Origin of the sequence: Variovorax saccharolyticus, assembly GCF_030316765.1 — a bacterium.
In the GTDB taxonomy this organism is placed as follows: Bacteria; Pseudomonadota; Gammaproteobacteria; order Burkholderiales; family Burkholderiaceae_C; genus Variovorax; species Variovorax saccharolyticus.
This window is the reverse complement of the sequence record NZ_JASZYT010000012.1, coordinates 47611-71608: the sequence shown is the minus strand read 5'-3', so window position 1 is coordinate 71608 and position 23998 is coordinate 47611. Positions and strand designations below refer to the sequence as shown.

The 23998-nt window shown below is 63.8% G+C and carries 25 protein-coding genes; 10 read left to right on the top strand and 15 right to left on the bottom strand.

Annotated elements, in window-relative coordinates; all coding sequences use genetic code 11:
- Positions 1-4: 4 nt before the first annotated feature.
- Complete coding sequence (locus QTI45_RS29880; protein WP_286656891.1) at positions 5-1408, top strand: efflux transporter outer membrane subunit; 1404 nt, start codon at positions 5-7, stop codon at positions 1406-1408.
- Between the two features lie 30 nt (positions 1409-1438).
- On the opposite strand, the gene QTI45_RS29875 is transcribed toward QTI45_RS29880, so the two are convergent.
- Positions 1439-2407, bottom strand: coding sequence for a LysR family transcriptional regulator (locus tag QTI45_RS29875; protein WP_286656890.1), 969 nt, complete (start codon positions 2405-2407; stop codon positions 1439-1441).
- Between the two features lie 164 nt (positions 2408-2571).
- On the opposite strand from QTI45_RS29875, the gene QTI45_RS29870 reads away from it, so the two are divergent.
- The 6 genes from QTI45_RS29870 (at position 2572) to QTI45_RS29845 (ending at position 6822) form a co-directional block, all read left to right on the top strand.
- On the top strand, positions 2572-2868 hold the full coding sequence (locus QTI45_RS29870; RefSeq protein WP_286656889.1) for an alpha/beta hydrolase: 297 nt from the start codon (positions 2572-2574) through the stop codon (positions 2866-2868).
- 33 nt (positions 2869-2901) lie between these two features.
- Positions 2902-3744 (top strand): formylglycine-generating enzyme family protein, encoded by an 843-nt coding sequence (locus QTI45_RS29865; RefSeq protein ID WP_286656888.1) that lies wholly within the window; start codon positions 2902-2904, stop codon positions 3742-3744.
- A gap of 165 nt (positions 3745-3909) precedes the next feature.
- Positions 3910-4962, top strand: a complete 1053-nt coding sequence (locus tag QTI45_RS29860; protein WP_286656986.1) for an NAD(P)-dependent alcohol dehydrogenase — start codon at positions 3910-3912, stop codon at positions 4960-4962.
- Positions 4963-4982: 20 nt separating this feature from the next.
- Positions 4983-5468, top strand: coding sequence for a (R)-mandelonitrile lyase (locus QTI45_RS29855; RefSeq protein ID WP_286656887.1), 486 nt, complete (start codon positions 4983-4985; stop codon positions 5466-5468).
- On the top strand, positions 5465-5872 hold the full coding sequence (locus QTI45_RS29850; protein ID WP_286656886.1) for a carboxymuconolactone decarboxylase family protein: 408 nt from the start codon (positions 5465-5467) through the stop codon (positions 5870-5872). The genes QTI45_RS29855 and QTI45_RS29850 overlap by 4 nt, the downstream gene beginning before the upstream one ends.
- A gap of 122 nt (positions 5873-5994) precedes the next feature.
- Positions 5995-6822 (top strand): SDR family oxidoreductase, encoded by an 828-nt coding sequence (locus QTI45_RS29845; protein WP_286656885.1) that lies wholly within the window; start codon positions 5995-5997, stop codon positions 6820-6822.
- 71 nt (positions 6823-6893) lie between these two features.
- Here QTI45_RS29845 and QTI45_RS29840 read toward each other — a convergent pair whose 3' ends face one another.
- The 4 genes from QTI45_RS29840 to QTI45_RS29825 all read right to left on the bottom strand — a co-directional run bounded on the left by QTI45_RS29840 (position 6894) and on the right by QTI45_RS29825 (position 10675).
- Positions 6894-7652 (bottom strand): SDR family NAD(P)-dependent oxidoreductase, encoded by a 759-nt coding sequence (locus tag QTI45_RS29840; RefSeq protein WP_286656884.1) that lies wholly within the window; start codon positions 7650-7652, stop codon positions 6894-6896.
- Between the two features lie 136 nt (positions 7653-7788).
- Entirely contained in the window at positions 7789-8517 is a 729-nt protein-coding gene (locus tag QTI45_RS29835) for a dihydrofolate reductase family protein (RefSeq protein ID WP_286656883.1), read from the bottom strand.
- Positions 8518-8525: 8 nt separating this feature from the next.
- Positions 8526-9386 carry an N-acyl homoserine lactonase family protein gene (locus QTI45_RS29830; RefSeq protein ID WP_286656882.1) on the bottom strand — a complete coding sequence of 287 codons (861 nt, stop codon included), beginning with the start codon at positions 9384-9386 and terminating at the stop codon, positions 8526-8528.
- 41 nt (positions 9387-9427) lie between these two features.
- On the bottom strand, positions 9428-10675 hold the full coding sequence (locus QTI45_RS29825; RefSeq protein ID WP_286656881.1) for an ABC transporter substrate-binding protein: 1248 nt from the start codon (positions 10673-10675) through the stop codon (positions 9428-9430).
- A gap of 418 nt (positions 10676-11093) precedes the next feature.
- On the opposite strand from QTI45_RS29825, the gene QTI45_RS29820 reads away from it, so the two are divergent.
- Both QTI45_RS29820 and QTI45_RS29815 read left to right on the top strand, forming a co-directional pair.
- A complete protein-coding gene (locus QTI45_RS29820) occupies positions 11094-11471 on the top strand; it encodes a carboxymuconolactone decarboxylase family protein (protein WP_286656880.1) in 378 nt (125 codons plus the stop codon).
- Between the two features lie 52 nt (positions 11472-11523).
- Complete coding sequence (locus tag QTI45_RS29815) at positions 11524-12432, top strand: SMP-30/gluconolactonase/LRE family protein (protein ID WP_286656879.1); 909 nt, start codon at positions 11524-11526, stop codon at positions 12430-12432.
- 28 nt (positions 12433-12460) lie between these two features.
- Here the strand turns inward: QTI45_RS29815 and QTI45_RS29810 are convergent, their stop codons facing one another.
- From QTI45_RS29810 to QTI45_RS29765, 10 genes are read right to left on the bottom strand one after another with little or no spacing between them, the layout of a single operon-like run.
- Positions 12461-13213, bottom strand: coding sequence for an SDR family NAD(P)-dependent oxidoreductase (locus tag QTI45_RS29810; protein WP_286656878.1), 753 nt, complete (start codon positions 13211-13213; stop codon positions 12461-12463).
- 49 nt (positions 13214-13262) lie between these two features.
- Positions 13263-14228 carry a Bug family tripartite tricarboxylate transporter substrate binding protein gene (locus QTI45_RS29805; RefSeq protein ID WP_286656877.1) on the bottom strand — a complete coding sequence of 322 codons (966 nt, stop codon included), beginning with the start codon at positions 14226-14228 and terminating at the stop codon, positions 13263-13265.
- Positions 14225-14806 (bottom strand): DUF2889 domain-containing protein, encoded by a 582-nt coding sequence (locus tag QTI45_RS29800; protein WP_286656876.1) that lies wholly within the window; start codon positions 14804-14806, stop codon positions 14225-14227. Before QTI45_RS29800 ends, QTI45_RS29805 begins: the two co-directional genes overlap by 4 nt.
- A 27-nt stretch (positions 14807-14833) precedes the next feature.
- A complete protein-coding gene (locus tag QTI45_RS29795) occupies positions 14834-16084 on the bottom strand; it encodes a CaiB/BaiF CoA transferase family protein (RefSeq protein WP_286656875.1) in 1251 nt (416 codons plus the stop codon).
- Between the two features lie 48 nt (positions 16085-16132).
- Positions 16133-17005, bottom strand: coding sequence for an HpcH/HpaI aldolase/citrate lyase family protein (locus QTI45_RS29790; RefSeq protein ID WP_286656874.1), 873 nt, complete (start codon positions 17003-17005; stop codon positions 16133-16135).
- A gap of 2 nt (positions 17006-17007) precedes the next feature.
- On the bottom strand, positions 17008-18186 hold the full coding sequence (locus tag QTI45_RS29785) for an acyl-CoA dehydrogenase family protein (RefSeq protein WP_286656873.1): 1179 nt from the start codon (positions 18184-18186) through the stop codon (positions 17008-17010).
- Positions 18183-18980 (bottom strand): enoyl-CoA hydratase/isomerase family protein, encoded by a 798-nt coding sequence (locus QTI45_RS29780; protein ID WP_286656872.1) that lies wholly within the window; start codon positions 18978-18980, stop codon positions 18183-18185. Before QTI45_RS29780 ends, QTI45_RS29785 begins: the two co-directional genes overlap by 4 nt.
- Complete coding sequence (locus QTI45_RS29775; RefSeq protein WP_286656871.1) at positions 18977-20239, bottom strand: acetyl-CoA hydrolase/transferase family protein; 1263 nt, start codon at positions 20237-20239, stop codon at positions 18977-18979. The genes QTI45_RS29780 and QTI45_RS29775 overlap by 4 nt, the downstream gene beginning before the upstream one ends.
- Positions 20240-20247: 8 nt before the next feature.
- The gene (locus QTI45_RS29770) at positions 20248-21231 is read right to left on the bottom strand and encodes a tripartite tricarboxylate transporter substrate binding protein (RefSeq protein ID WP_286656870.1); all 984 of its coding nucleotides are present in this window, start codon (positions 21229-21231) and stop codon (positions 20248-20250) included.
- Positions 21232-21248: 17 nt separating this feature from the next.
- Entirely contained in the window at positions 21249-22700 is a 1452-nt protein-coding gene (locus tag QTI45_RS29765) for an MmgE/PrpD family protein (protein WP_286656869.1), read from the bottom strand.
- Between the two features lie 216 nt (positions 22701-22916).
- Here QTI45_RS29765 and QTI45_RS29760 point away from each other — a divergent pair, with 216 nt between their 5' ends.
- Positions 22917-23840, top strand: coding sequence for a LysR family transcriptional regulator (locus QTI45_RS29760; protein WP_286656868.1), 924 nt, complete (start codon positions 22917-22919; stop codon positions 23838-23840).
- Positions 23841-23998: the final 158 nt, after the last annotated feature.

Here is a 23998-nt window from a genome sequence, read left to right as displayed (position 1 = left end):
CAGCTTGCTGGCGGCCGCAGTGTTCGCATGCGTCGGCTGCGCCCAGATCGTGCCGTCGTCAATGCCCGAAGTGCCTGTTGCAGAAGCTTTCAAGGAAGCTCGGGGCCCATGGCTAGCCGGCGGTTCATCTGCGACCAGTCCGCTGAGCGAGAGTTGGTGGACTGTCTACCAAGACCCTGGCCTCGATCGTCTGCAGCAGCAACTGCTCGACAACAGCCCGAACCTCGCCAGCGCGCTGGCACGCTATCAACAGGCACGCGCAGCGACCGGCGTTCTGAGGGCCGCGCAGTCGCCTTCATTGGGTTTGGGCGTGGCTGCGGAGCGCAACCGGCAGTCCGAGCGAAGGCCGCTGCGTGTACTCGGAGCGACCTCGCCTGACTACTACAACGGCGCGACGCTGGCCTTCGCCCTCGACTACGAAGTGGATCTGTGGAGCCGGGTGCGACAGCAAGTGGAGGCAGGAGTCGCAGAGGAGCAGGCCGCTGCCGCCGACCTTGCCGCTGCGCGGCTCGCGTTGCAGACGCAGCTAGCAGACACGTTCTTCGCGCTTCGGGGACTTGATCGCGAGCAGGCGTTGCTGCGCGAGACGACGGCGAACTTTGCGCGCGCGGCCGACCTGACGAACAGCCGGCATCGCGACGGCATCGCTTCGGGGTTGGACGTCGCCCGTTCCATAGCGCTGCTGGACAGCACGCGGTCTCAGGCGCACCAGGTGCAGGCGCAGCGCGCAGTGCTCGAGCATGCCGTTGCCGCCCTCGTCGGGGCCAGCGCATCGACGTTCTCGCTGGAGCCCGTGCTCGACAAGATTCCACTGCCGACAATGCCAACGGGCCTACCGTCTGAATTGCTCCAGCGTCGTCCGGACATTGCAGCGGCCCAGCGGCGGGTTTCGGCGGCCAACGCCAGCGTGGGGGTGGCTCATGCGGCGTTCTATCCTTCGCTGACACTCGGCTCCGCCGGCGGGTTTCAGAGCAGTGCACTGAGCCGCTTCATCGAATCGCCGAACGTGTTCTGGGCGATCGGCACGAGCTTGACCGCGGCCGTATTCGATGGCGGTCGCCGCAAGTCGGAATTGGCGCGCGCCGAAGCCGTCCTCGATGAGGCCGGGCAGCGATACCGGATGGTCGTATTGGGTGCGTTTCAACAGGTGGAGGATCAGCTCGGGTTGCTGGCCGAGTACAGCGAAGCCGCCGTGGCCGAGGATCAGGCGGTCGCCGCATCCCGGCGCGCGGTGGAACTGGCGACCCACCGCTATCAGGAGGGTGCGGTGAGCTATCTCGAAGTGGTCACCGCGCAGACGACCCTTCTCCAGGCGCGGCGCAGTTCTCTCGAACTGGAAACGAGGCAGCGCCGAGCGTCTGCACAACTGGCGCACGCGCTGGGTGGTGGCTGGTCGACCGCGCTGTAGCTGTGGCACCGGAGATCACCGGGCTCGCGCTCAGGCACGGGCCGCTTTGCGGCCCTTGGCTTCCGCTGAGATCAGTTCCTTCGCCGTCAGGACGAATGCGGGGTTGTCCACGAGCAACTCAACCGCCACATCGATGAAGGCCCGCACGCGTGCCGGCTGAGCCGATCGGCTGCCGTAATAGACGAACACGCTGGACTTGTCTGCTATGTGCTTGATGAGCAGCGGCACCAGCCGTCCCGTCCGGATGTGAGGGGCGGCTGCGACGCCAGTCAACAACCCGATCACGTGACCGGCCAGCACCGCTTCGGTCTCAAGTGCTTCATCATTTACCGTCAACGCGGGTACCACGTGGTGGTCGCTCAAGCCGTCGTTGGTCTTTACAAACCAAGGCAGGACGCGCCCCGTGCCCGGGTGCCTGAATGCGCTGCAGCGATGCGTCGCGAGGCTGCCCAGGCTGTCAGGTACGCCATGGCGGATCAGGTAGTCGGGCGCGGCGCAGATGATGAGCTGAAGCGGGAAGAGCCTGCGCGCGATAACGCCCTCTGCCGGGGAGGGCCCGACCCTGAATCCGACATCGACCCGGTCTTCGACCCAATTGCCGATGCGGTCGTCCAATTGGACGTCGGGCTGCACTTCAGGGTAGCGGCGGCAGAACTCGTCCAGCAGTGGCCAGAGAACCGGGGCAAAGACTGAGCTCGGGCCGACGATGCGCAAGGGTCCCGCGATTCCATCTGTGGCCTGGCGCGCCATCTCGAGTGCGCGTTGCATGCCGATCAAGGGAGGTTGTGCGGCCTCGAGAAATTGCCGCCCCTCGTCCGTGAGGGACATGCTGCGCGTGGTGCGATGAAACAAGCGCACCCCCAGGTGTCGCTCCAGTTGGGCCAGGGCCTGGCTGGCCGCCTGCGGCGTCATGCCTTGTGATACGGCAGCCTGCCTCAGGCTGCCCAACTCGGCGGTTTTGACGAATGTCGCGATGGAGCGCAGCTCATTGATGGGCATGAAGGGATTCCTGTAGATGCTGATTATCAACTCCAGCTTTGTAGTCCTTCAAGGCCGGATGGGCTATTCGATGCCAATCCGCGGTTCTAAAGTATCCCTAGGTCGCCCATTCAAAGGCATCGGCCTCCACCACCTTCCGATCTCGAATGTTCAAGGAAATTTCCATGAAGACTTCTACCCAACTCATCGGCACGCTCGTTCTTTCCACGCTTGGCATGGCGATCGCTCAAGCCGAAACGTATCAAGGCGTGCCTGCATCGGTTTCGCAACTCAGCCGTGCCGAGGTGGCGGCTGAAGCGCGTTCAGCCGCACGCGCTGCCAATGCCTACGGTGATTCGTTGCTGGCCGGTGTGACACCCGCGCGCGACCTGCAACTGAGCCGCGTCTCTGTGCGCAACGACGCCGTGCAGACGGCTCGCGCCGGCAACGTGTTCGGAGACGAAGCGTCGGCTGGTCTGTAGGCGGTGGGGCTGCATACCCGTTCCGACAGGTTGGTGGCACCAGTTGCGCTGACCCTGGCCCTCGCGGCCTGCGCCCAGGTCGCGACTGCGCAAGGCGTCTCGCGAACTTCCAGCCTTCAGCGCCCAGACACCTATACCAATTCGATCGGCGTCGAGTTTGCGCGGATTGCGGCCGGCAGTTTCATGATGGGTTCCACCGAAGTCAATCGTGAAGTGCCAGCAAGCGAGAAGCCCCGCCACCCCGTCACGATCAGCAAGTCCTTCTACCTGGCGCGCTTCGAGCTTACGCAGGCGCAGTGGGAGGCGGTGATGGGCAGCAACCCCTACACCTTGTCTCGATCGAACCCGTACTACAACCTGCCGGGCATGGCTGCCCGTATCACGAAGCCGACGCATCCCGCCACTGTCTCGTGGAACGACGCACAGGAGTTCATCCGGCGCCTGAACGAGAAGGAAGGCGTCGCTCTCTACCGTCTTCCGACCGAAGCGGAGTGGGAGTACGCGGCCAGGGCGGGCACGACGACGGCCTATTCGTTCGGGGAAGACGCCGGCCAACTCGACCGCTATGCCTGGCACGGCGAGAGTTTCGCAACAGGCGGCACGCATCCGGTCGGGCAGAAGCCAGCCAACCCATGGGGCCTGCACGACGTCCACGGCAACGTCTGGGAGTGGGTGCAGGATCGGTACGACCCTGACTACTACGCAAGCAGTCCGTCCAGCGATCCGCAAGGTCCGCTTTTTGGCAGCCAGCGGGTGGTGCGCGGTGGAAGTTGGCACAGCACCGGCGACGGCTGGCGTTCGGCATTTCGGCGTGCCTATGAACCGGACTACCGAGGCATCAGCATCGGGTTGCGGTTGGTGCGCGAGATTCCTTAGGCGCTGCGCGTCAAGATCATCAACAGCGGCTTGCCAGTCTTTCAAGGTCTCACGGACTAGTTGCCGCGCGCTTCGCGGCCTAAAGTGATGTCCAGTCGGTCGGAGGCCACGTACAGGCCACATCCATTGCCCCTTTACAACACACACCAAAACAGCACCATGGTCATGAATACTCGCGGCTACGCCGCCCACTCCGCCAACTCCTCCCTCGGCCTGTTCCGCTTCGATCGCCGAGAAGCACGCGCCACCGATGTCGTGATCGACATCCTCTATTGCGGCGTGTGCCATTCCGACATCCACAACGCCCGCAACGACTGGGGCGGCGCGAAGTACCCGATGGTGCCCGGCCACGAGATCGTCGGCCGCGTGCGCCAGGTCGGCGCCGAGGTGACCCGCTTCAAGGTCGGCGACGCGGTCGGCGTCGGTTGCCTGGTCGACTCCTGTCAGCATTGCAGGTCCTGCGCGCGCGGCCTCGAGCAATACTGCGAGAACGGCTTCACGCCGACCTATAACGGCGTCGACCCGCATGACGGCATGACCACCTTCGGCGGCTACTCCGAGTGCATCGTCGTTTCGGAGAAGTTCGTCGTGAAGGTGCCCGATGGCCTTGATCTCCCGGGGGCCGCCCCGCTGCTATGCGCGGGCATCACTACCTGGTCGCCGCTTCGTCACTGGAAGGTCGGAACCGGCAGCAAGGTTGCGGTGGTGGGCCTCGGCGGGCTGGGTCACATGGCGTTGAAGCTGGCCAAGGCCATGGGCGCCGAAGTGACGCTGTTCACCCGCTCGGCCGGCAAGGAAGAAGACGCCCGCCGACTCGGCGCCGATCGTATCGTCCTGTCGACCGACGAAGTGCAGATGGCGACGGTGAAGGGCGCGTTCGACCTGATCATCGATACGGTGCCCTACGTGCACGACGTCAACCCCTATGTGGCCACGCTGGCTATCAGCGGCACGCTGGTGCTGGTCGGCTACCTTGGCCCCCTGGAGCCGATGCTCAACAGCGCGCCGATGGTCATGGGCCGCAAGGCGGTCGCGGGCTCGGTGATCGGCGGTTTGCCAGAGACCCAGGAGATGCTCGACTTCTGCGGCCAGCATGGCATCACCTCCGACATCGAGGTTATTCGCATGGAAGACATCAACGCGTCCTTCGAGCGCATGCTCAAGAGCGACGTCAAGTACCGTTTCGTGATCGACATGTCGACGCTGCCCGCAGTTTGAACCCCAAGAAGGAGAAACACGTGAAATCCCTCGCCATGACGGCAATCTCCCTCTCGATGGCGGCCTCGGCGTTCGCGCAGAACGAGAAAAGCGAGACTGGCCTGCAGATCGCACGCAACGGCTCCCAGGCTTCTGCCAAGGGGTCGGCCGATTACTTCACCGGAACCGTGCGGGTCGACCCTTTGTTCCCGAAGCCAAACGGACCGACCCATGCGACCGGGTCCTACGTGACCTTCGAGCCAGGCGCACGCACCGCCTGGCACACCCACCCCGTCGGCCAGACACTGGTCGTGACGGCAGGCGCGGGCCGCGTGCAACGTTGGGGCGATCCGGTGCAGGAGATCCGGCCCGGCGACGTGGTCTGGATTCCGCCGGGCCAGAAGCACTGGCATGGCGCGGCACCGACCACGGCCATGACGCACATGGCCATCACGGAGCTGTCGGACGGCAAGGCCGTCGACTGGCTCGAGAAAGTCAACGATACGCAATACGGGAGCCAACCATGAGATCCATCGCAAAGACCCTCGCCGGCGCCGCAGTGGCGCTGTCCGCAGCGACGTCGGCCTCTGCGCAGACGCCGCCGCCTGCACCCGTCAGGGGTGCCACGCCGGCCCAGCAGCAGTTCGGCGAGATCTCGCCCAAGTTCGCCGAGCTCACCGACAACGTGCTGTTCGGAGATGTCTGGGAGCGTCCCGGCCTCTCGAAGCGGGATCGCAGCCTGATCACGGTCAGTGCGCTGATCGCCATGAACCGGCCCGACCAGTTGCGTCCCCACATGGTGCGTGCGCGCGAGAACGGCGTGACGCAGGACGAGTTGATCGAGACCATCACGCACCTGGCGTTCTACGCCGGCTGGCCGAGCGCGGTGACCGCGATCTCGGTAGCCAAGGACGTGTTCAAGAAGCCCTGACCATCGGAAGCAGGGAGCAGGGAGCGGCGTCACCCCTGTTCTTGCTGAAGCGTGTGAGCCACGAGATTGCTTCAACTGGCTGGCAGGAAGCCTTCATCCTGAACCCTCTTCAAGGAGAAATCATGACCAACGTCAACGTCGTCATCGGCGCCGGATCTATCGGATTGGCTATCGCCCGCCGCGTCAGCGCCGGCAAGAAGGTGTTACTCGCTGATATCACTCAGGCCAACGCTGAAGCAGCCGCCAAGGTTATGAAAGACGCGGGCTTCGATGTCAGCACGACAACCGTCGACGTATCGTCGAGAGAATCCGTGCACGCTTTGGTCGCTGAGGCCACTGCGCTGGGTGAGGTCTTCGGCGTCATTCATGCGGCAGGTGTGTCGCCGTCGCAAGCCTCTCCGCAAAGGATCCTCGCTGTTGACCTCTACGGCACGGCGATCCTGCTCGAGGAATTTGGCGACGTCATCGCAAACGGCGGTTCCTGTGTCGTCATCTCCTCGCAATCCGGGCATCGCCTCGGCGCATTGACCGCCGATCAAGACAAGGCGCTTGCAACGACGCCAGCCGATCAACTTCTGGCACTGCCCATGCTGCAGGCCGAGCAGGTGAAAGACTCGCTGCATGCGTACCAATTGGCCAAGCGCGCAAATGTGTTGCGTGTGTCGGCAGAAGCGGTTCGCTGGGGCAAACGCGGCGCGCGCGTGAACGCCATCAGCCCCGGCATCATCATCACGCCGCTCGCGAACGACGAACTGACAGGGCCGCGGGGCGCCGGCTATCGACGCATGATCGAGCTTTGCCCGGTTGGGCGCGCCGGTACTCCGGATGAGGTCGGAACCGTTGGCGCGCTCCTGATGGGTGCGGACGGTGCCTTCATCACTGGCAGCGACTTCCTGATGGACGGCGGCGTCACCGCTTCGTACCACTATGGAGAGCTTGCTCCTCAGTGAGCCTTTTGTCAGCGCCCGCCTTTGTGGACAGTGCTGGACGACCAGTCCGACCTGGCAAACAATCGGGAAAGTTAGACGATTCCAGCCGTCATGCCACCATCCACCGTGAGCACGACGCCTGTCACGTAGTCCGAATCGTCGGACGCCAGGAAAATCGCCGGGCCAGTCAGATCCTCGGGGTCACCCCTGCGCTGCAGCGGAATTGCGGCCGCCTTTTTGGCCGCGGCTTCAGGCGTCGAGGGGGCGCTTTGAACCATCGGCGTCTCGATCGAGCCGGGCGCGATGGCGTTGACGGCGATTCCGAGTGGCCCCAGTTCCATCGCCGCGGTCTGGGTGAGGAGGATGATGCCTGCCTTCGAAGCGCAGTACGCACCGCGCTGAGCACGCGCCCGACTTCCCAGGATCGAAGTGGTGTTGATGATCTTTCCCTTGCGCTGCTCGATCATGATGCGACCGACCGCTTGCATGCACAGGAAGTTGCCGCGCAGGTTGATGTCCAGCGTCCGATCCCATTGCTCGAGGGTGGTGTCCATGAGCGAAACCGGATAGATGATGCCTGCAACATTTACGAGAACGTCAATTCGTCCGAACGCCTTGTGCGCCGCGGCGACCATGGATTCAACTTGTTCGGGCGATGCCACGTCGGTCTGGATGGCCAGGCCACGTCGTCCGGCCGCTTCGACGCCCGCGATCGTTTCCTGCGCACCCGCAAGATTCACGTCGGCCACGACAACGTGAGCGCCTTCCTTGGCGTAAGCCAATGCGATTCCGCGTCCGATACCGGAGCCACCGCCCGTCACAATCGCGATCTTGTCTTTCAGTCTCGTCATGATGTTCCTCTGTCAAAAAATAAGTATAGGAATAGGGCTCGACGCAAGTACATGGCCTTTTTCAGCAGCCGGCGTGCGCAAAAGGCGAACGCCATTCGACGCGGCCTCGTCCCGGACCTGACGTATCGAGTGGCCGTCAGTGAACTGACGCAGGATCCTTGTCGATCGAATAGCGAAGCCACGTGACGCCGCCGTCCAGGACCTCTGTGGCCTGATGACAAAGGCGAGAGCCCAGCGCCGGACGTTCGTTTGCATTGCCCACGTAGTCCACGATGCTGGGCACGCCTGAAAGTCCGTCGATGCAGGGATAGACGAGCACGCTCAACTCATCGATCAGCCCGGCCTTCAGGAATGCACCGTTGATGCGTCCTCCACCCTCCAGCAGGATCTTCCTGACTTGGAAGTCCGTTCCGAGCGACAACATGGCGACTTGCAGGTCCATGCCGTCGGGGCCCGCAAAGAGATAGGAGATTCCGACCGCCTTCAACTCGTCGAGGTAGAAGTCGGAGACTCGCTCGCTGAGGACGGCGACAACATGGCTCTCCTGAAGGGAGGGCGACTTGTAGTGGAGCTTGCCCTGCGGGTCCACCACGACGGCTACGGGTGTGCAGGCCGCCTGGGCTCGATGAAACGGACGCGGATTGGTGGAAGATCGCAACGACGGTGGTTGCTCCGATACGCCCGCAAATTCCTGCATCGTCGTGCGGCCGATGATGAAGCCGTCCGCTTCCAGCTTTGATGCCACCGACTCGTAGCAAATGCTTGCGAACTTCGGCCCCAGTTCCGTTGGGAGCGGAGTCCAGCGCGCCACCAGTAGACGGCCATCGATCGAACTGGCCATGTGGCAGATTATTTTGGGACGCATGGTGAGCCTCAGAAGTTGTCGACCCGACTGAGCGCTTCGAGGTCATGGTGGACCGGCTCCTCGTGAAGACAGATGAGCTCGATCCCTCCTGCTTCCTGCTTGGGGTACAGCGCACGCACCTTGGGGTCATGGCCCGGGACGATCCGGCTTACCGCTCCGTCGGCCAATTCGAGCAAGCGGTTGTAGGAGCGCAGCGTGGCAATGGCATCGGTGGTGAGCTTGAACGGTGCCCTGCGCAGGTAGTTGGCGTAGTAGTGGCTGGCATCGGACGCCAAGACCACCGGCCCGCGTTTCGTCATGACTCGAACCACCTGCATGCCCGGCGTATGGCCCGGCACCAGGTGGAGCGACACGCCCGGAAACGGACTTGCGTCGCCATCGTGAAAGCACACGCGTTCCGAGTAGACGCGCCGCATCAGGGTCAGGATGTTCTCGAGTTCGAAGCCGTACCGAAGATGGGACTCGCACATGCACCGGCCGGTCGCATAGTTGACCTCGGCATCCTGAACGTGAAGACGCGCGTTCGGCAATCGGTCGATGCTCCCGGCGTGATCGCAGTGCAGGTGGGTGATGACCACATCCTGGATCGTCTCGACATCGATGCCGAGCTGAACAAGTGATTCAATCGGATCGATGATCAGCGTCCAGGGGCGTTGCCCGGCAAACGCTTCTCGGCCAAATCCCGTGTCGACAAGGATGGTCCGGTGTGCATTGCGAACGATCCAGATGTAGAACTCGAGCGCCATGGGCCCGTCGTGTATGCCGTCGCGAACCAGAAAGTTCTCGAGGGATCGGCGCTCCGGCATGCTGGCATACCGCAGCGCGTAGACCTCATAGACACCATCGTCGGTAGTAGCTGAATTCAGCATGGGATTGCGCTCGTACTGTTCGGAGAAAATCGATTCGCGGGCTACTTGACCTTGCCGACCGCAACCGCCTCGCCGTTCTTGATCTCGCCGATGTAGGTCCACGTGATGATCTGCTGGTTGGACCCGAACAGGTCCTTTCCGCCGATCGTCATCTCGTCTCCTTGAAGCGACTTGACAGGCAGGACCTTCGCAAAAGCCGCGGCAACGCCGGAGGTGTTATTGACATCACCTGTCTTCTCTATCGCCCGGAACATGACCTTCATCGCGTCGTACGTGGGAAGGATCATTTCGTTGGGCGCCTGTCCGACGGTCTTCTTGTACTTCGCGGAAAGCTGCCTGTAGCCTTCGTTCTTGGGGTCCGCATAGAGAGCACTGATCAACCCCTCGGACGCATCCTTCCCCGCAGTGGCGACGATCTCCGACCAGCCTGGTCCGCCAGTTTTGAGAATCAGCCCCTTGTAGCCGAGTTCGCGTGCCTGCCGGACCATCAACCCGGCAGTGGCGGGCGGCGTGGCTCCGATGTCGATCATCTCCGGCTTGAGCGCGACGACCTTGGTCAGGAGGGATTGAAAATCGCTTTGCGCACGTTCGTACATCAGATTGTCAAGAACCTCGAATCCGGCCTTCTTGTAGAGCGGATCGCTCGATTGCGACATGACCCAACCGACGGCATCGTTCGGATTGATGAGCACGATGCGTCTCTGCTTGTAGCGATCCTTGAGCCACGTGACCAGTGCGGCCTCGTAGTTCTCCGGGACGCTGTTCATGCGAAAGAGAAACTTGGTGTTGGCGTCGATGGCGTCCTTGGCGGCTGCTGCTGTGATCGCGACCACCTTGTCGCTCTCGAGGCTGTTCTTGAGCGCCAACGCCGCGGGGGAGTGAAAGATCGCCATGTACTGGACCTTGTCGTTGTTGACGAGTCGGTTGTAGGCGGCAACAGAGTCCGCGGCCTTGAACTGGTCGTCGTACACGATTACCTGCACCTGGTACTTCTTCCCACCGACGTCGAGACCGCCTTGCGCATTGACCTCTTCCGCTGCGATCTTGGTACCCTCTGCCATCGCCATGCCCCAGGGGGCTCCACCACCGGTGAGCGGCGCGATCACTCCAACCTTGAGTGTCTGTGCGTTAACAGCGTTCAACGAGCTGATCGCCAATCCCACGCCGACAGCAATGGTCATGGCGGCTTTGCGCAGACTGGAAGCCATGCCGCGTGAAGCCGATCGGATCGCATTGCCTCCGACGATGGATCCTTCGGTTTGACGCGCAAAGTTGGTTGGGTAGTTCATAGCCTTGTCTCGCATGAAAGGTTTGGAGGGATCCCCACGATCTCTGTCACCAGGTGCGACATGTAGCGCCAGGGATGGCTCCGAAGTTTCGAGCAGCGAGCAAGAACACCGTCGCCGCGTTTACCCGCGAGTTCGCGGGCATTTTCGGCACCTCGTATTCGGCTTTTGCGAACGCCGAAAAGGCACGCCCGCGGCGTCTGCCATTCGGTCGACATGCCTCTCTGAACGTTCGCAATTTGTAATCACGACCTGCTGAAAATGGACATGGATGTGTCCTGTTCTCGCATCTAGACTCGGCCGCTTCATGGAGACGCGGGTCATGCGGAGCTATTCGCCATGATCCAACAGATGGCCCGTTGCCTGATCAACAGTCGGCGCGCGGGACACATCGAATTCAAGCAAAGAAGGAAACCTCATGATGAGCGAAAAGGAAGCCGGCCGACAGATCATGCGCGAGCTGATGGGCGCAGGGTATGTCGAGGCCAAGGACAAGAAGCGCAACTCGTTCAATGTGCTTCTGAACGAGTATTCCGAGGAAGTGTGCTTCGGGCGCGTGTGGGCGCGTCCCGGAATCGATCGAAAGATGCGAAGCATTCTGAACATCGCAATGCTGACGGCCCTCAACCGACCTGCCCAACTGCGACACCATCTCGAGGGCGCTCTCAACAACGGCTGCAGCGTCGAAGAGATCCAGGAGATCCTGCTTCAATCGGCGGTGTACTGTGGGCTTCCTGCCGCCGGCGAGGCTTTCCGCGTCGCTGAGGAGGTGCTGCGTGAACACGGCTGTCTGAGCTAAACGAGGACGACCCGATGCAAATCAAATACATACCGATGTGCAGGAACGTCGCATGAGAGTCATCGCCGAAGACCTGTGGTTTCCCGAAGGGCCCGTGTGGCTTGGCGATGGCAGTCTGCTGGTTGTCGAGATCCGCAGGCAGACCTTGACCCGCATCTGGCTCGACGGTCGGAAGGAGATCATCGCGCATCTTGGTGGTGGACCGAATGGTGCTGCATTCGACGGAGGCCGCTACTGCTACGTTGCGAACAGCGGCGGCTTTGCATTTGTTCAGCGGCCGGCGGGAGGCTGGATGTCAGCCGGCACGCCTGCCGACTATGTGACCGGTTCGATCCAACGGGTAGACATCGAGACCGGGAAGTTCGAAGTCCTCTACGACACGGTCGGCGGCAACCAGATTCGTGGGCCCAACGACATCGTGCTGGACGGCGAGGGAGGATTCTGGTTTACCGACCCCGGCAAGACGCGTCATCGTGATTGGGATCGCGGGAGCGTGTGCTACGCCAAGACCGACGGATCCATGGCACGTGAGGTCATCTTTCCCATACACAAGCCGAATGGAATCGGACTGTCCCCGGACCGCAAGACGCTCTATGTGGCTGAAACAGATTCCGCGCGCTTGTGGGCATGGGATCTGAAGGGCCCGGGCGAGCTGGCGGCCCCTGCCAAGGCGTCAATCGATTCACCACATGGCAGCCGCCTTGTCTACGGATGGCCGACCTTCGCGCGGTTCGATTCGCTTGCCATCGAGGATAGCGGCAACATATGTGTGGCCACGCTGGATCGCGGGGGAGTTACCGTTTGCTCACCGGAGGGCGGGCTCGTCGAGTTCGTTCCGGTCGATGGCGATACGCACATCACGAACCTCTGCTTTGCCGGTTCCGACATGACGAAGGCATACGTCACCCAGTCCTATGCCGGGCGGCTGGTCGAAATCGATTGGAAGCCCAGCGCCAGGTAGCTTCAGGCGATGGGCGACGGGGGCCTGATTAGGCCCCGTAGTAGCTCATCCCGCCGTCCACGGCAATGACCGTCCCGGTGATGTAGCTTGCCAAGGGTGACGCAAGGAAGATCACCAGGTTCGCCACATCCGCGGGCTTTCCGAAGTAACCAATGGGCACGAAGCGCTCAATGAACGCGCGGCGTTCGTGCTCGGGATAGAGGCGATCCAGTTGCTCACTCTCGATGCGGCCCGGTGCGATGCTATTGACCGTGATGCCTTCGGGTGCGAGATCGCGGGAGAGGCCCTTGGCCCAGAGATGGACGCCTGCCTTCGCCGCCATTGCGGCATTCAGGGAGCGCGGCTCCAACAGCCCCGTGATGTTGATGATGCGTCCCCAGCGCGCCTGCCTCATGGATGGCAGCAACTGGGCCGTCAAGCGTCGACCAGCCGTGAAGTTCAGTGCAAATGACTCGTCCCACTCGTCGTCTCCAGATTCCACGGAGACTGGTCGCGAACCGCCTGCGCAATTGACAAGCACTTCGATTGCACCGATGGTAGCGGACGCCTCTCGCGCGATGCGCTTGACATCGTCTGAATTGGTCACGTCACTCGGCACTATCACCGGACGCGCGATTCCGGCATCTTTCATCGTCTGCGCCAGGGCCTCGAGCTGCTGACCTCTCCGGGCAGTTGCCGCTACAAGTGCACCTTCGCGCAGCAGCGCTTCCACTACGCCTGCCCCGATACCAGCGCTCGCCCCGGTCACAAGGCATCGGCGTCCCTCAAGCTTCAAATCCATTCATCATCTCCATGTTGATGGTGCTTTGATCAAAGGATGATCGATCACTTCACTGTGCCTGAAGGCCTGCTTCCTTGACCCAGCGACCCCAGGATGTGATCTGGTCCTTGTTGAATGCGGCGAGTCCGTCGGGTGCCGAAGAGCGTCCGATCATGCCCATGCGGCGAAAGTAGTCCTGCGCTTCGGGGCTCTGGATGGCTTGCGCGAACGCGCCGTTCAGTTTGTCGATGATCGCCTTCGGCGTACCGCGCGGCGCGTAGTAGCCGAGCCACGAAGAATAGTCATAGCCTTTCAGGCCAGCTTCCTGCATCGTCGGCAGGTTCGGCATCGATGGCAGCCGAACCGACGACGAGACGGCTAACGGCCGCAGCGTGCCTTGCTGGATGAAGGAGTCCACCACAAGTGGATCAACGAACATGAAATCAAGCCGGCCGGCCACCAGTTCGAGCGCGGCCTGCGATGCTCCGTTGAAGGAAATATCCTGTGCCTTCAGACCGGTGCCAGTCATCATCAACTGCGCTGCCACTCGCGCACCCGAGTTGCCGACGCCGTAGTTCATCTCTCCGGGGTGGGCCTTCGCGTAGGCGACCAGTTCGGCCACTGTCTTCACGGGCAGGCTCGAGCGCACCACCAGCAGCAGGGGATTCACCGACACCAGGGTGATGGGTTCGAAGTCACGCACCGGGTCGTATGACAGGCTCTTCACCAGGTACACGTTTGCTGCCATGGTCGTGTTGCCACCGAAGAAGAGCGTGTAGCCATCGGGCGGTGACCGCTTGACAAAGTCGGCACCGATCGTGCCGGCAGCGCTGGCCTTGCTGATCACCACGATCGGCTGTCCGAGAGTCTTGGTAACTTCGTTGCCGAGCACTCGCGTAATCGCGTCGGAAGCCGATCCCGGCGTGCTGGTGATGACGATCTGGATCGGCTTGGACGGATAGGCGTCGCCCTGGGCCATGGCGAGGGATCCCGTCATCAGCGTTGCCGCCAACAGCCATCTCGAGAAGGTGTTCATTCTTGGTCGTCTCCTTGTGGGTGAGTGCGGGTATCTCCCGTGTAGTAGTGCGGCCAGCGTTGCCGCACCACGTGGCCATTGCTGGCGTAGGCATGACAACTGTCGATCTTGCGCGGCTTCCCGTCTGCGTCGACTGGCGTGGGCATGGTCTCGCGCACCTGCCATAGCGACTGAAGCGCCACAGTCGCCAGCGGCCGCAGCAGCTCGGCAAGGTGTGTGCATCCCTTGTGGCCTCCGAGCCGTTCGCGAATCGCGGCGGACCACCCGGAGCCGATGCGCAGGCCGCGCAACGACTGCAGAGCAAGAGTCGCTTCGCCGCAAACCTGGTACGGTGAAGCGTCGATGCACGCGTCAACCTCGATCACGTCGAGATTCACATTGATCACGAGGCGGATCGACATGTCGTGAATCGGGTCGCCCGCTGCCACCGCGCGCGCATCGCCGAGCAGCACGCCGATCGCCTTGGTGTCGATCAAGCGCGCCTCGATGTCGTAGAGTCCGTCGAGCCGTTCGTAGCCGTGCAGCTCGATGCTGCGGTGGTGAAGGGGCCGCCGGGGTTCAGGAGGTGGCAAAGGCATCTTGGCTTCGCTGAGATGAGGGTCGAGTCAGCTTGTGAACTGCTGGATGGGGCCGATGGCGCCAGCTGCTTCGAACGAGGTCAGCTCGTCTTCCGAGTGTCCGAGCCAGAGGCCGAACACTGCGCGATTGCTGGCGCCCAGTGGCAGGCTCGGTTCGATCGGTCGACGTTCGGTGCCTTCGAAAACGAGCGGCGAGTGCGGCAGCACAACATCCCCCAGTTCTGGATGGTCGATCCACTGCAGGCTTCCACGTGCATGCATGTTCTCATCGTGCATCACCTCGGTCAGATCGCGCACCGGCGCGCACGGAACCTTCGCGGCCAGCATGCGCTTTGCCACGTCATTGCGGGTAAGCGTGCGTGTCCATCCCTCGATCAGCGCGTCGACATCCGCGAAGTTCTCGACCCGTGCCGAGCGCGTCGCGAAGCGGGCATTGTCCTGAAGGTCGGAGCGACCCATGACGCCAAGGATCGCCCGGAAGTGGTGATCGCCAGGGGCGTTGAGCACCACGAAGCCGTCGGTTGTCTCGTAGACGTTGTAGGGCGAGATGCCGAGCCCCCCGTGGCGATTGCCCGTGCGCGCCGGGGCGTCCGCACCGCGGGCGTGCAGCATTCCGAGGTTGGAAGCGAGCGACGCGTAGGTGGCGTCTTGCATCGACACCTCGACCACGCGGCCGCGGCCCGTGCGCTCGCGTTCGTAGAGTGCGGTCATGATTGCGGCGTACAGATGGATTCCGGCCATGAAGTCGCAGATGGCCGCCCCGGACTTGACTGGCGGTTGATCCGGGAATCCGGTCGAATCTATGACGCCGCACATGGCCTGCATGACAAGGTCCATGGCTGGATAGTCGCGGTATGGTCCCGACTTGCCATAGCCCGAACTCGACCCGTATACCAGCCGCGGATTGACCTCGTGCAGCGCGGCCGAACCCACGCCCAGTCGCTCCATCACGCCTGGCGCGAAGTTCTCCACCAGAATATCGGCCCGCGCAACCATCTCGCGCAACAGTTCACGGCCCTGTTCCGTCTTCAGATTCAGGGTGACGGGCTGCTTGTTCGAGTTGAGCATCGCGAAGGGTAGAGCCGCGCCGCCCATGTCGCCGCGACTGCGCAGGTGTTCGCCCTGAAAGGGTTCGACCTTGATCACGTTGGCGCCTGCCATGGCCATGAGAAAGGTCGCGTAGGGCCCGTTGTAGACATGCGAGAGGTCGATGACGGTGATGCCCGCGAGCGGGTAGTTGCGATGTGAATCGTTGACGGGGTGTTCGGTTGATGGCATGGAGGCTCCGCAGTTCGTCGAATTTGGCAATGAAGGAGGTCGGCGAGGTCAGGTCTGTACCAGCGCCGCACGTGCCAGCAGGCGTTGCGCCGAGCGATAGTGCGGGCGATCGAGCATTCGCCCCTCGATCGCGATGGCACCGGCGGCGGGTTGGGAATCGAAGGCCGCGACGACGTGCCGTGCCCAGGCCACGTCGGCGGGTGAGGGCGTGAAGGCATCGTTGATCGGCCCGATCTGGTCCGGGTGGATCGCCACTTTCGCGCAGAAGCCATCGCGCACCGCTTCGGCAGCTTCGGCTTTCAATCCGGCGTGATCCCGGAAATCGGTGAAGACGGCATCGATGGCCGGAACCTGCGCTGCAGTGGCGCCGAGCAGTGTCAGCGCACGCGCCAGTTGGTAGGGCGCGGTGTAGCGACCCTCCGGATCGCGGTTCTTCGACGCTCCGATGTCGCTCGCGAGATCCTCACCGCCCCAGAACATCCCGCACAACCTGGGTCCGGCCAAGTGCCGGTAGCTATCCATGCCGAAAAGGCTCGCGGCGCTCTCCGTCACGATTGGCAGAATGCGCAGGGAGCCCGGCGCCACGTCGTGATTTGCCTCGAACTCGCCCACATAGGCGTCGAGCACCGCGACGTCGTGACCGCTTGCGCACTTGGGCAGCATGACCCCGTAGGGCCGGGCGTGCACCACCGCTCGCAGGTCATCCACTGTGAAGCCGGTGCTCAACGCGTTGACACGGACGAACAAGGGCATGCGCTCGCGGTTCGCGCCGATGAATTCCGCGCACACTTCGCGTGCCCGCGCCTTCTCCGAGTCGGGGACCGAGTCCTCCAGGTCGATGATCAGCGCATCCGCCCCGCAAGCCAAGCCTTTGGCGAGCTTGCGCGCATCGTGGCCGGGGACGAAGAGCAGCGAGCGCATGATCAGAATGTCCCCGTCGAGAGAAAGCCGTCCACCGGATCGAAGTCGCTGACCAGTTTCTTGCCGACCAGGTCCTTGAGCGCTTCGGTGGCGCCGCCTCCCAGGGTGCCATATCGCACGCCGCGGTAGATGCGCGAAATCGGGTAGTCGTCGCAGAAGCCGTATCCGCCGTGCACCTGCAGCGCTTCGCTGGAGACACGGATCGCCATCTCGTTGACGAACATCTTGGCGATCGCGGCGTCGTGCGGATCCGGGAACGGGTCGGCCGTGAGGCAGGCGCGGTACAGGAGGCTGCGGCCGGCTTCGATGTCTCGGTACATCTCGGCGAGCTTCCACTGGATGCCCTGGAAGTTGGCGACAGGGTTGCCGCGGATCGACCTTTCGCGTACGTAGTTGATCGCCTCCTCGAAGGCTGCCTCGGCCATGCCCAGCGATACGCTGGGGTTCAGACAGCGTTGCGTGTTGAACGCCGACAGCAGCTTCTTGAAGCCGCCTTCGCGAAGCACCACGTTCTCCACCGGGACTTCGCAGTTGTTGAACTGGATCTCGGCCAGGTACTCGCCGCCCATCGTGTGGTAGCGCGCCGTCACCTCGAAACCAGGGGTCTGCCGGTTCACGAGCACGCAGCCGATGCCCTCGCGGCCGGGTGTGCCGTTGATCCGCGTGAACACCACGAACCATTCCGCCTCGTTGGCGCGACTGATCAGTGTCTTCACGCCGTTGACCACGGCGCGGTCGCCCTTGATGACGGTGTTGGTCTTGTAGTTCGGCACGTCGGTGCCCGCGTGAGGCTCGGTCATGCAGACTGCCAGGTGCGCTTCGCCCGAGCAGACCTTGGGCAGAATGTCGCGCTTCATGCTCTCCGGCGCGTACGTGCTGATGACGCGCACCTGCACGCCCACCATGCCCATCAGGCCCATTGCCGTGTTGTAGCAGTGCTTGGCGACCTCTTCCATGACGAGAGCGGTGTCGAACACCGGGAGGTTGGAGCCTCCGTATTCCTCGGGGATCGACATGCCCAGCACGCCGATCTTCGCCAGCGCGTTCAGGTTGTCCCACGGATAGGTGCCATCGAGGTACTTGATCGAGTTGCCGCGGAAGTCCTTGTCCTTGGCGAGCGTGCGCACGGCGCCGACCAGTGCTCGCTGGTCGTCGGTGAGGAGAAGTCTCTGGGTAGTCATGCTGGGTTCCTTGTGAGGGTGGGTTGGTTGAAGCGGGGCGGGCGGCGTTCGGCGAAGGCAGCGAGGCCTTCGGCGTAGTCGGCCGACCCGAGGATTTCCGGCAACGCCGCGCGTTCGAGCCGAAGCCCGTCTGCGAGCGGCTTTTCGATGCCCTGGTAGACCAAGCGTTTGATGGCCGTGAGCGCGGCGGCGGAGCGGCCGGCCAGCGAACGGGCGAAGCCGATTGCGCGTTCATCGAGCGATTCCGGCGCCACGAGTTCGTTGACGAGGCCGATGCCGAGCGCGTACTCGGAAGTCACGGGCTCCCCGCTCAGCATCATGTGCAGTGCCCGGCTGGCACCGACCACGCGCGGCAGCCGTTGTGTACCGCCGGCGCCGGGAAAGGCGCCGACGCGGCTCTCGGTCAGGCCGAGGCTGATCCCTGCGGCGGCGATGCGAAGGTCGCAGGCCAAGGCCAGCTCGAGTCCGCCGCCGAGCGCGAGGCCGTTGAGCACAGAGATGGTCACGCAGCGAGATGCCGCGACCGCGTTGACGGCCGCGTTGATCCCGGCGTTGTGCGCCATGCGCGCCGCGAGGTCCATACCCTTGCGTTCCTTGAGATCGGCGCCGGCGCAGAAGGCTCGCCCGCTGCCGCGGATCAGCAGCACCCGCGCCTCTGCGGCGGCGGCATCGGCCACCGCCTGTTCGAGTGCCGATACCGTGGCGACGCCGAGCGCGTTCATGCGCTCGGGCCGCTCCAGGCGAATCTGGAAGACGCCATCGCCCAGGTCATCGAGGAAGAGGTCTTTGTTCATGCGTGATCCTTCTTGTTCAGCCCGCGCAGCAGCGCGTCCCTGTGGTCTGGGTGCGCAATGGCCGCGAGGCGGCGCGCACGTTCGTTCAGCGGGCAGCCGCGAAGATGCGCCGTGCCATATTCGGTCACGATGACATCCACATCGCTGCGGGCGGTGGTCACGGGCCGCCCCTCGAGCGAGGCGACGATCCGGGAGTGCTTGCCGTCGGGGGTGGTCGACGGGAAGGCGATGATCGATCGCCCGCCGGGCGAGGCCACCCCCCCGCGCACGAAGTCGACCTGGCCGCCGACCGCACCCAAGTAGCGTCCACCGGCGATCTCGGCGTTGGCCTGCCCGCTCAGGTCGATCTCGATCGCCGAGTTGATTGTGTGGAACTGGGACAGCGACGACGTGACCCCGATGTGATGCGTGTACTCGGCACTGCGCAGTTCGATCGCGCCGGTGCGTTCGGCGAAATCGCGCAGTCGCCGGGTTCCGAACAGGCCGCCGGTGACGGTGCGACCGGCATCGCGCCCCTTGTGAGCATTCGTGACCACGCCCTGCTCCACTAGGTCGACCAGGACATCCGAGACCACGCCGCTGTGCACGCCGAGCTCCCGATGGCCGGCCAGCGCGCGGGCGACGGCCGCCGGCAGTGTGCCCACGCCGAGCTGGATCGTCGCCCTATCGGGAACCAGCGCTGCCACCTGCTGCGCCACCAGTGTCTCGACGGCCGAAGGCTCGGGGTCCGGCATGTCGATGATGCGCGTGTCGCTCTCGACCAGCACGTCGATGTCGGCCCCGGCCACCGCTGCGTCACCCGCCAGTAAAGGCAGCGCGGGATTGAGAAGAGCGATCACCAGTCGGGCCTGTTGGATCAGCGCCTGCGTGAAGTCCGAGATGATCCCGAGCGTGAAGCCGCCGCCGGGCAAGGGCCTGACCTGGACCAACACCACGTCCACATGCAGCGTTCCGTTGCGAAGCAGCGAAGGAATCGTGCTGACGTGGCAGGGGTAGATCTCCGCCATCGCGGTGACGCGCCGGCTGCCGCCCGCGCCGTTGAGTGCGCGGAAGGAGAAGCGGTCCGCGATCTCTGGCCGCAAGGTGTCCGAGGCGGACAAGCCGAAGAACAGCTCCGGTGCCTGGAGGTTCGCGCGCTGGGCCACGAGGGCCTCCGTGAGCGCGAGCGGCTCGCCGGGTCCTTGCGGCCAGCCGATCACGTCGTTCGGCTTCAGATGATCGGCAATGCGAAGTTGGTCGATGGCGATGATGTCGGGCATGGTTGTGATTACTCCGCCTGGATGTGCGCGTCTTTGATCAGTCGATTCCAACGTGTGAAGTCGTCGCGGATCAGCTGTCCGAACTGCCCGGGTGTTCCGGGCTTCGGCGTCGCCGCTTCGCGCGCCAGCAACTCGCTCACGTCGGGCAGCGCGAGGACGGCATTCAGTTCCTCGTTCAGCCTCTTCACGACCGGCGCGGGCAACCTGGCCGGGCCTGCCAGGCCCCACCACACCTCCAGCTGGAAACCGGGCAGGCCGGCCTCCGATGCTGTGGGCAGTTCTGGCGCGAGCGGCGAGCGTGCCAGGCTCGTCACAGCCAGGCCGCGCATCTTCCCGGCGTGGATGTAGGGCGCGGCCGATGCCAGGCTAGGCAGCAGCACCTGCAGCGTGCCGGACATCAGGTCGGTGAAAGCCAGCGAGATTCCCTTGTAAGGAACATGAACGAGCTGGACCTTGGCAGCCGACGCCAGCAGTTCGGTCCCCAGATGGTTCATGCCGCCGATGCCCGCGGAGCCATAGCTGAGGCTCTTCGGCCTTGCCCGGGCCAACGCGATCAGTTCCGGCAGCGTGGTCGCCTTGACGTCGTTCGCCACCACCACCACGAAGGGACCGGCGCCGATCTCGCCGATCGGTGCGAGGTCCTTCAGCGGGTCGTAGCTGAGCTTCTTTCCGATCGCCGCGTTGGTCGTGATCGAGCTTGATGCGAACAGCAGCGTGTAGCCGTCAGCTTGTGACTTGACGACGTAGTCCGTGCCGATGGTGCCGCCCGCGCCACCCTTGTTGTCCACGATGATGGGCTGGCCGAGGCGGGTGCCCAGCCTGGCCGCGACCACGCGGGCGATGTTGTCGTTGCTGCCGCCCGGGGCGAACGGAACGATGAGCTTGATGGGCCGATCCGGCCAGGCCGCCTGCGCCGGCAGGCAGACAGCAGACAGGACGGCCGCGCAGGCTGCGAGTACCAGCCGACGGTTCGATCGGTTCATGAACTGCATGGACCTGTCTCCTTCGTTCATGCCGTGGGTTCCAGGATGCCGGCCAGCACGCTCACGTCATCGCAGCGCTCCAGGCCGTCGACGCATTGGCGCAGGCGTGCGGCGCCATCGGTGCGCAGCGGACGGGCCGCCGCGCGAAAGCAGTCGGCGGCCTTGGCCTCCATGGCGGCGCTCGTCATCGGGCGCTCGGGATGACCCAGGGGCTGGTCGATGCGCAGGCGGTGCGTCGAGCCGTCGTTGAGTTCGATGTGGAGCAGGGCGGGCGTGACGTTGCGGCCCCACTCGCGTTCGATGTCCTCGTCGATGTACGGGTCTACCCGCTGCGCCAGCGCCAGGATGTCCTCGCGACCGAGCGAGCCCTGTTCGAAATGACCCAGGCGGACAGCGCCGTCCACGAGGGCGGCCGCTACCGTGTATGGCAAGCTGAATTGGGCATGGACGATGCTGCGCGGCGTCTTGCGCACGTCGATCGGTGTGCAGACGGCTTCATGCGCCTGCCGGTTGATCCCGACGCGGATGCGCTTCACCTGATCGGGGCGGATGCCGTGCCCGGCACGGAGCGCGAGGGCAGCGTCGATTGCGCTGTGATTGAGGCGGCAGCAGGGATAGGGCTTGTAGCTCAGCTGAGTGAATTCGAATCGCTCGCCGAGCCCATCGCGCAGCGCCTCTCGGTCGCAGCGGTCGCGCAGGTAGACGCGAAGAAATCCGTCGTCGCCTTCGAAGGTGGCCTGGACCCCGCGCACGTTGCGCAGCGCGAGTTGGACCGACACCAGGGCGGACTGGGCCGCGAAGCCCGGCTGCATGCGCTTTGTGAGGGCGCCGTCGCGCGTTACCTGGTGATTGCCAGCGACTTGCGAATAGGCGATGCCCAGGGCATTCACCATCTGGGTCGGGTCCAGTCCGAGCACACGGCCAGCGGCAACTGTCGCTGCGAAGTGCCCGAACAAAGAGGTGTACATGTAACCACTCTCGACGATGCCGATGCGGGTGGCGACGCCGAGGCGGCAGATGGTTTCCAGACCGGCGGCGATCGCGGCGATGAAGTCGGCCCCGCTTGTCGCGCCGCGCAGCTGCGCCGCGGCGAGTGCGGCCGGCACCACGGACACGCCCGCATGAAGTACGGCGGCGTCGTGCGTGTCGTCGTAGTCGCGCGCATGCGCCATCGTGCCGTTGACCCAGGCCGCATGATGTGCCGGCACCTTGTCGCCAAAAACCAGGACCGAGGCCTGCGCCGCGCCGGCCCATTCGGTGGCCAGGCTGCGCGCCTCAGCCACACCCGGAGCGCCTGAGCCGGCCGCTGCGCAGGCCAGCGTATCCAGCAAGTTCATTTTTGCGGCGGCGAGTACGGGTGGGGCAAGGCGGTCCAGGGTGAGCCCGCAGCCGAAACGAGCGAGGACGGCGGCGAAGTCCTCCGCAGGACCCTGTGCGCCGGTGAGGGCAGGGTGCCTGGGATGATCGGTCAGGTCCATCGGTCGGTTGAATGCTGCCACTGTGTTGTCTCCGGATTTCGCCTCGAGGCGCTTCGCACCCGTGTCTCTTCTTTCGTGTGAGAGGCAGTTTAGGAACGAGGACCCCACCGGGTCCATGGCTTTTTTCGGGACTCCGCGTGCTTGATTCGCGAACAATCCGTGGCCGAGAGGTAGCATTGGCGGTTGGAGACAAAAACAGGTTCAACAGGAAGCAATATGCTGATCGATCTCGTCCAGCTGCGGACCTTCGTTGCCGTCGCCGAGGAACAGCACCTCACGCGCGCGGCGGAGCGGCTGCATGTCAGCCAGTCGGCCGCCAGCGCCCATGTGCGCGCGGTCGAAGAGAGCTTGGGCACGCAGCTCTTCATCCGCACCAATCGGAGCCTCGAACTGACCCGCGCCGGGCAGCTCTTGTTGGGCAAGGCGAAGGCGCTGTTGAACGAAGCGACGCTGTTCACCTCGTTCGCGCGCGAGATCCACGGCAAGATCGAAGGGCACTTGGTGCTCGGCTCGACCAGCGACCCGGCGTCGAGCCGGATTGGCGAGGTCATCGCAGCTCTGCGCGCCGCCCACCCGCTCATCACCGTCGATCTGCGCGCACGACCTTCCTTCGGCGCGCAGGAGGGACTGAAGACCGGTGAACTCGACGTGGGCCTGCTGCTGGGCAGACCCACCAACGCGGCCTTCAGGTACTACCAGCTCACCACGATCCCATTCCGGGTGGCGGGCCCTGCCGCCTGGAAGCAGAAGATCGAGAGTGCGAGTTGGGCGGAATTAGCGGCGCTTCCTTGGATCTGCCCCACGGACAGCAGCCTGGCCTATTCGACCATTCTGCGACAACTCTTCGACGAGCGTGGCCTGGAACTCAACGCCGTGGCCCGCTTCGACAACGCGACGCTCGGTCGTGCGATGCTGGAAGCTGGCGTGGGTCTGATGCTGATGCGCGAAGAGCATGTCAGGCAGGGACTGGAGCAGGGCGTCCTCGTCACATCGCCGATCGCCCACGCTGAATTTCCTCTCCTCATGGCCCATGTGACCAGCCGCCTCAACGACCCCCTGGTCTGCGCCTTCCTCGCCGCAGCGAGACAAGTGTGGCCCGACATGGCGGTCACACCCTCGCACGGCACGTCCCAGGGCTGAGGGCTCTCCGCGACAGGTCTCCGCACCTGACGGCGGGGGTGCGCGCCGCTGCATTCGCGAAACCTGAACACCGCCTCCTGAAAAAAGCCATGGACGCTGCATCCGGCTGATTCCTACACTGCTTCACAACGACAACACCCACGGCCTCGTCGCGCAGC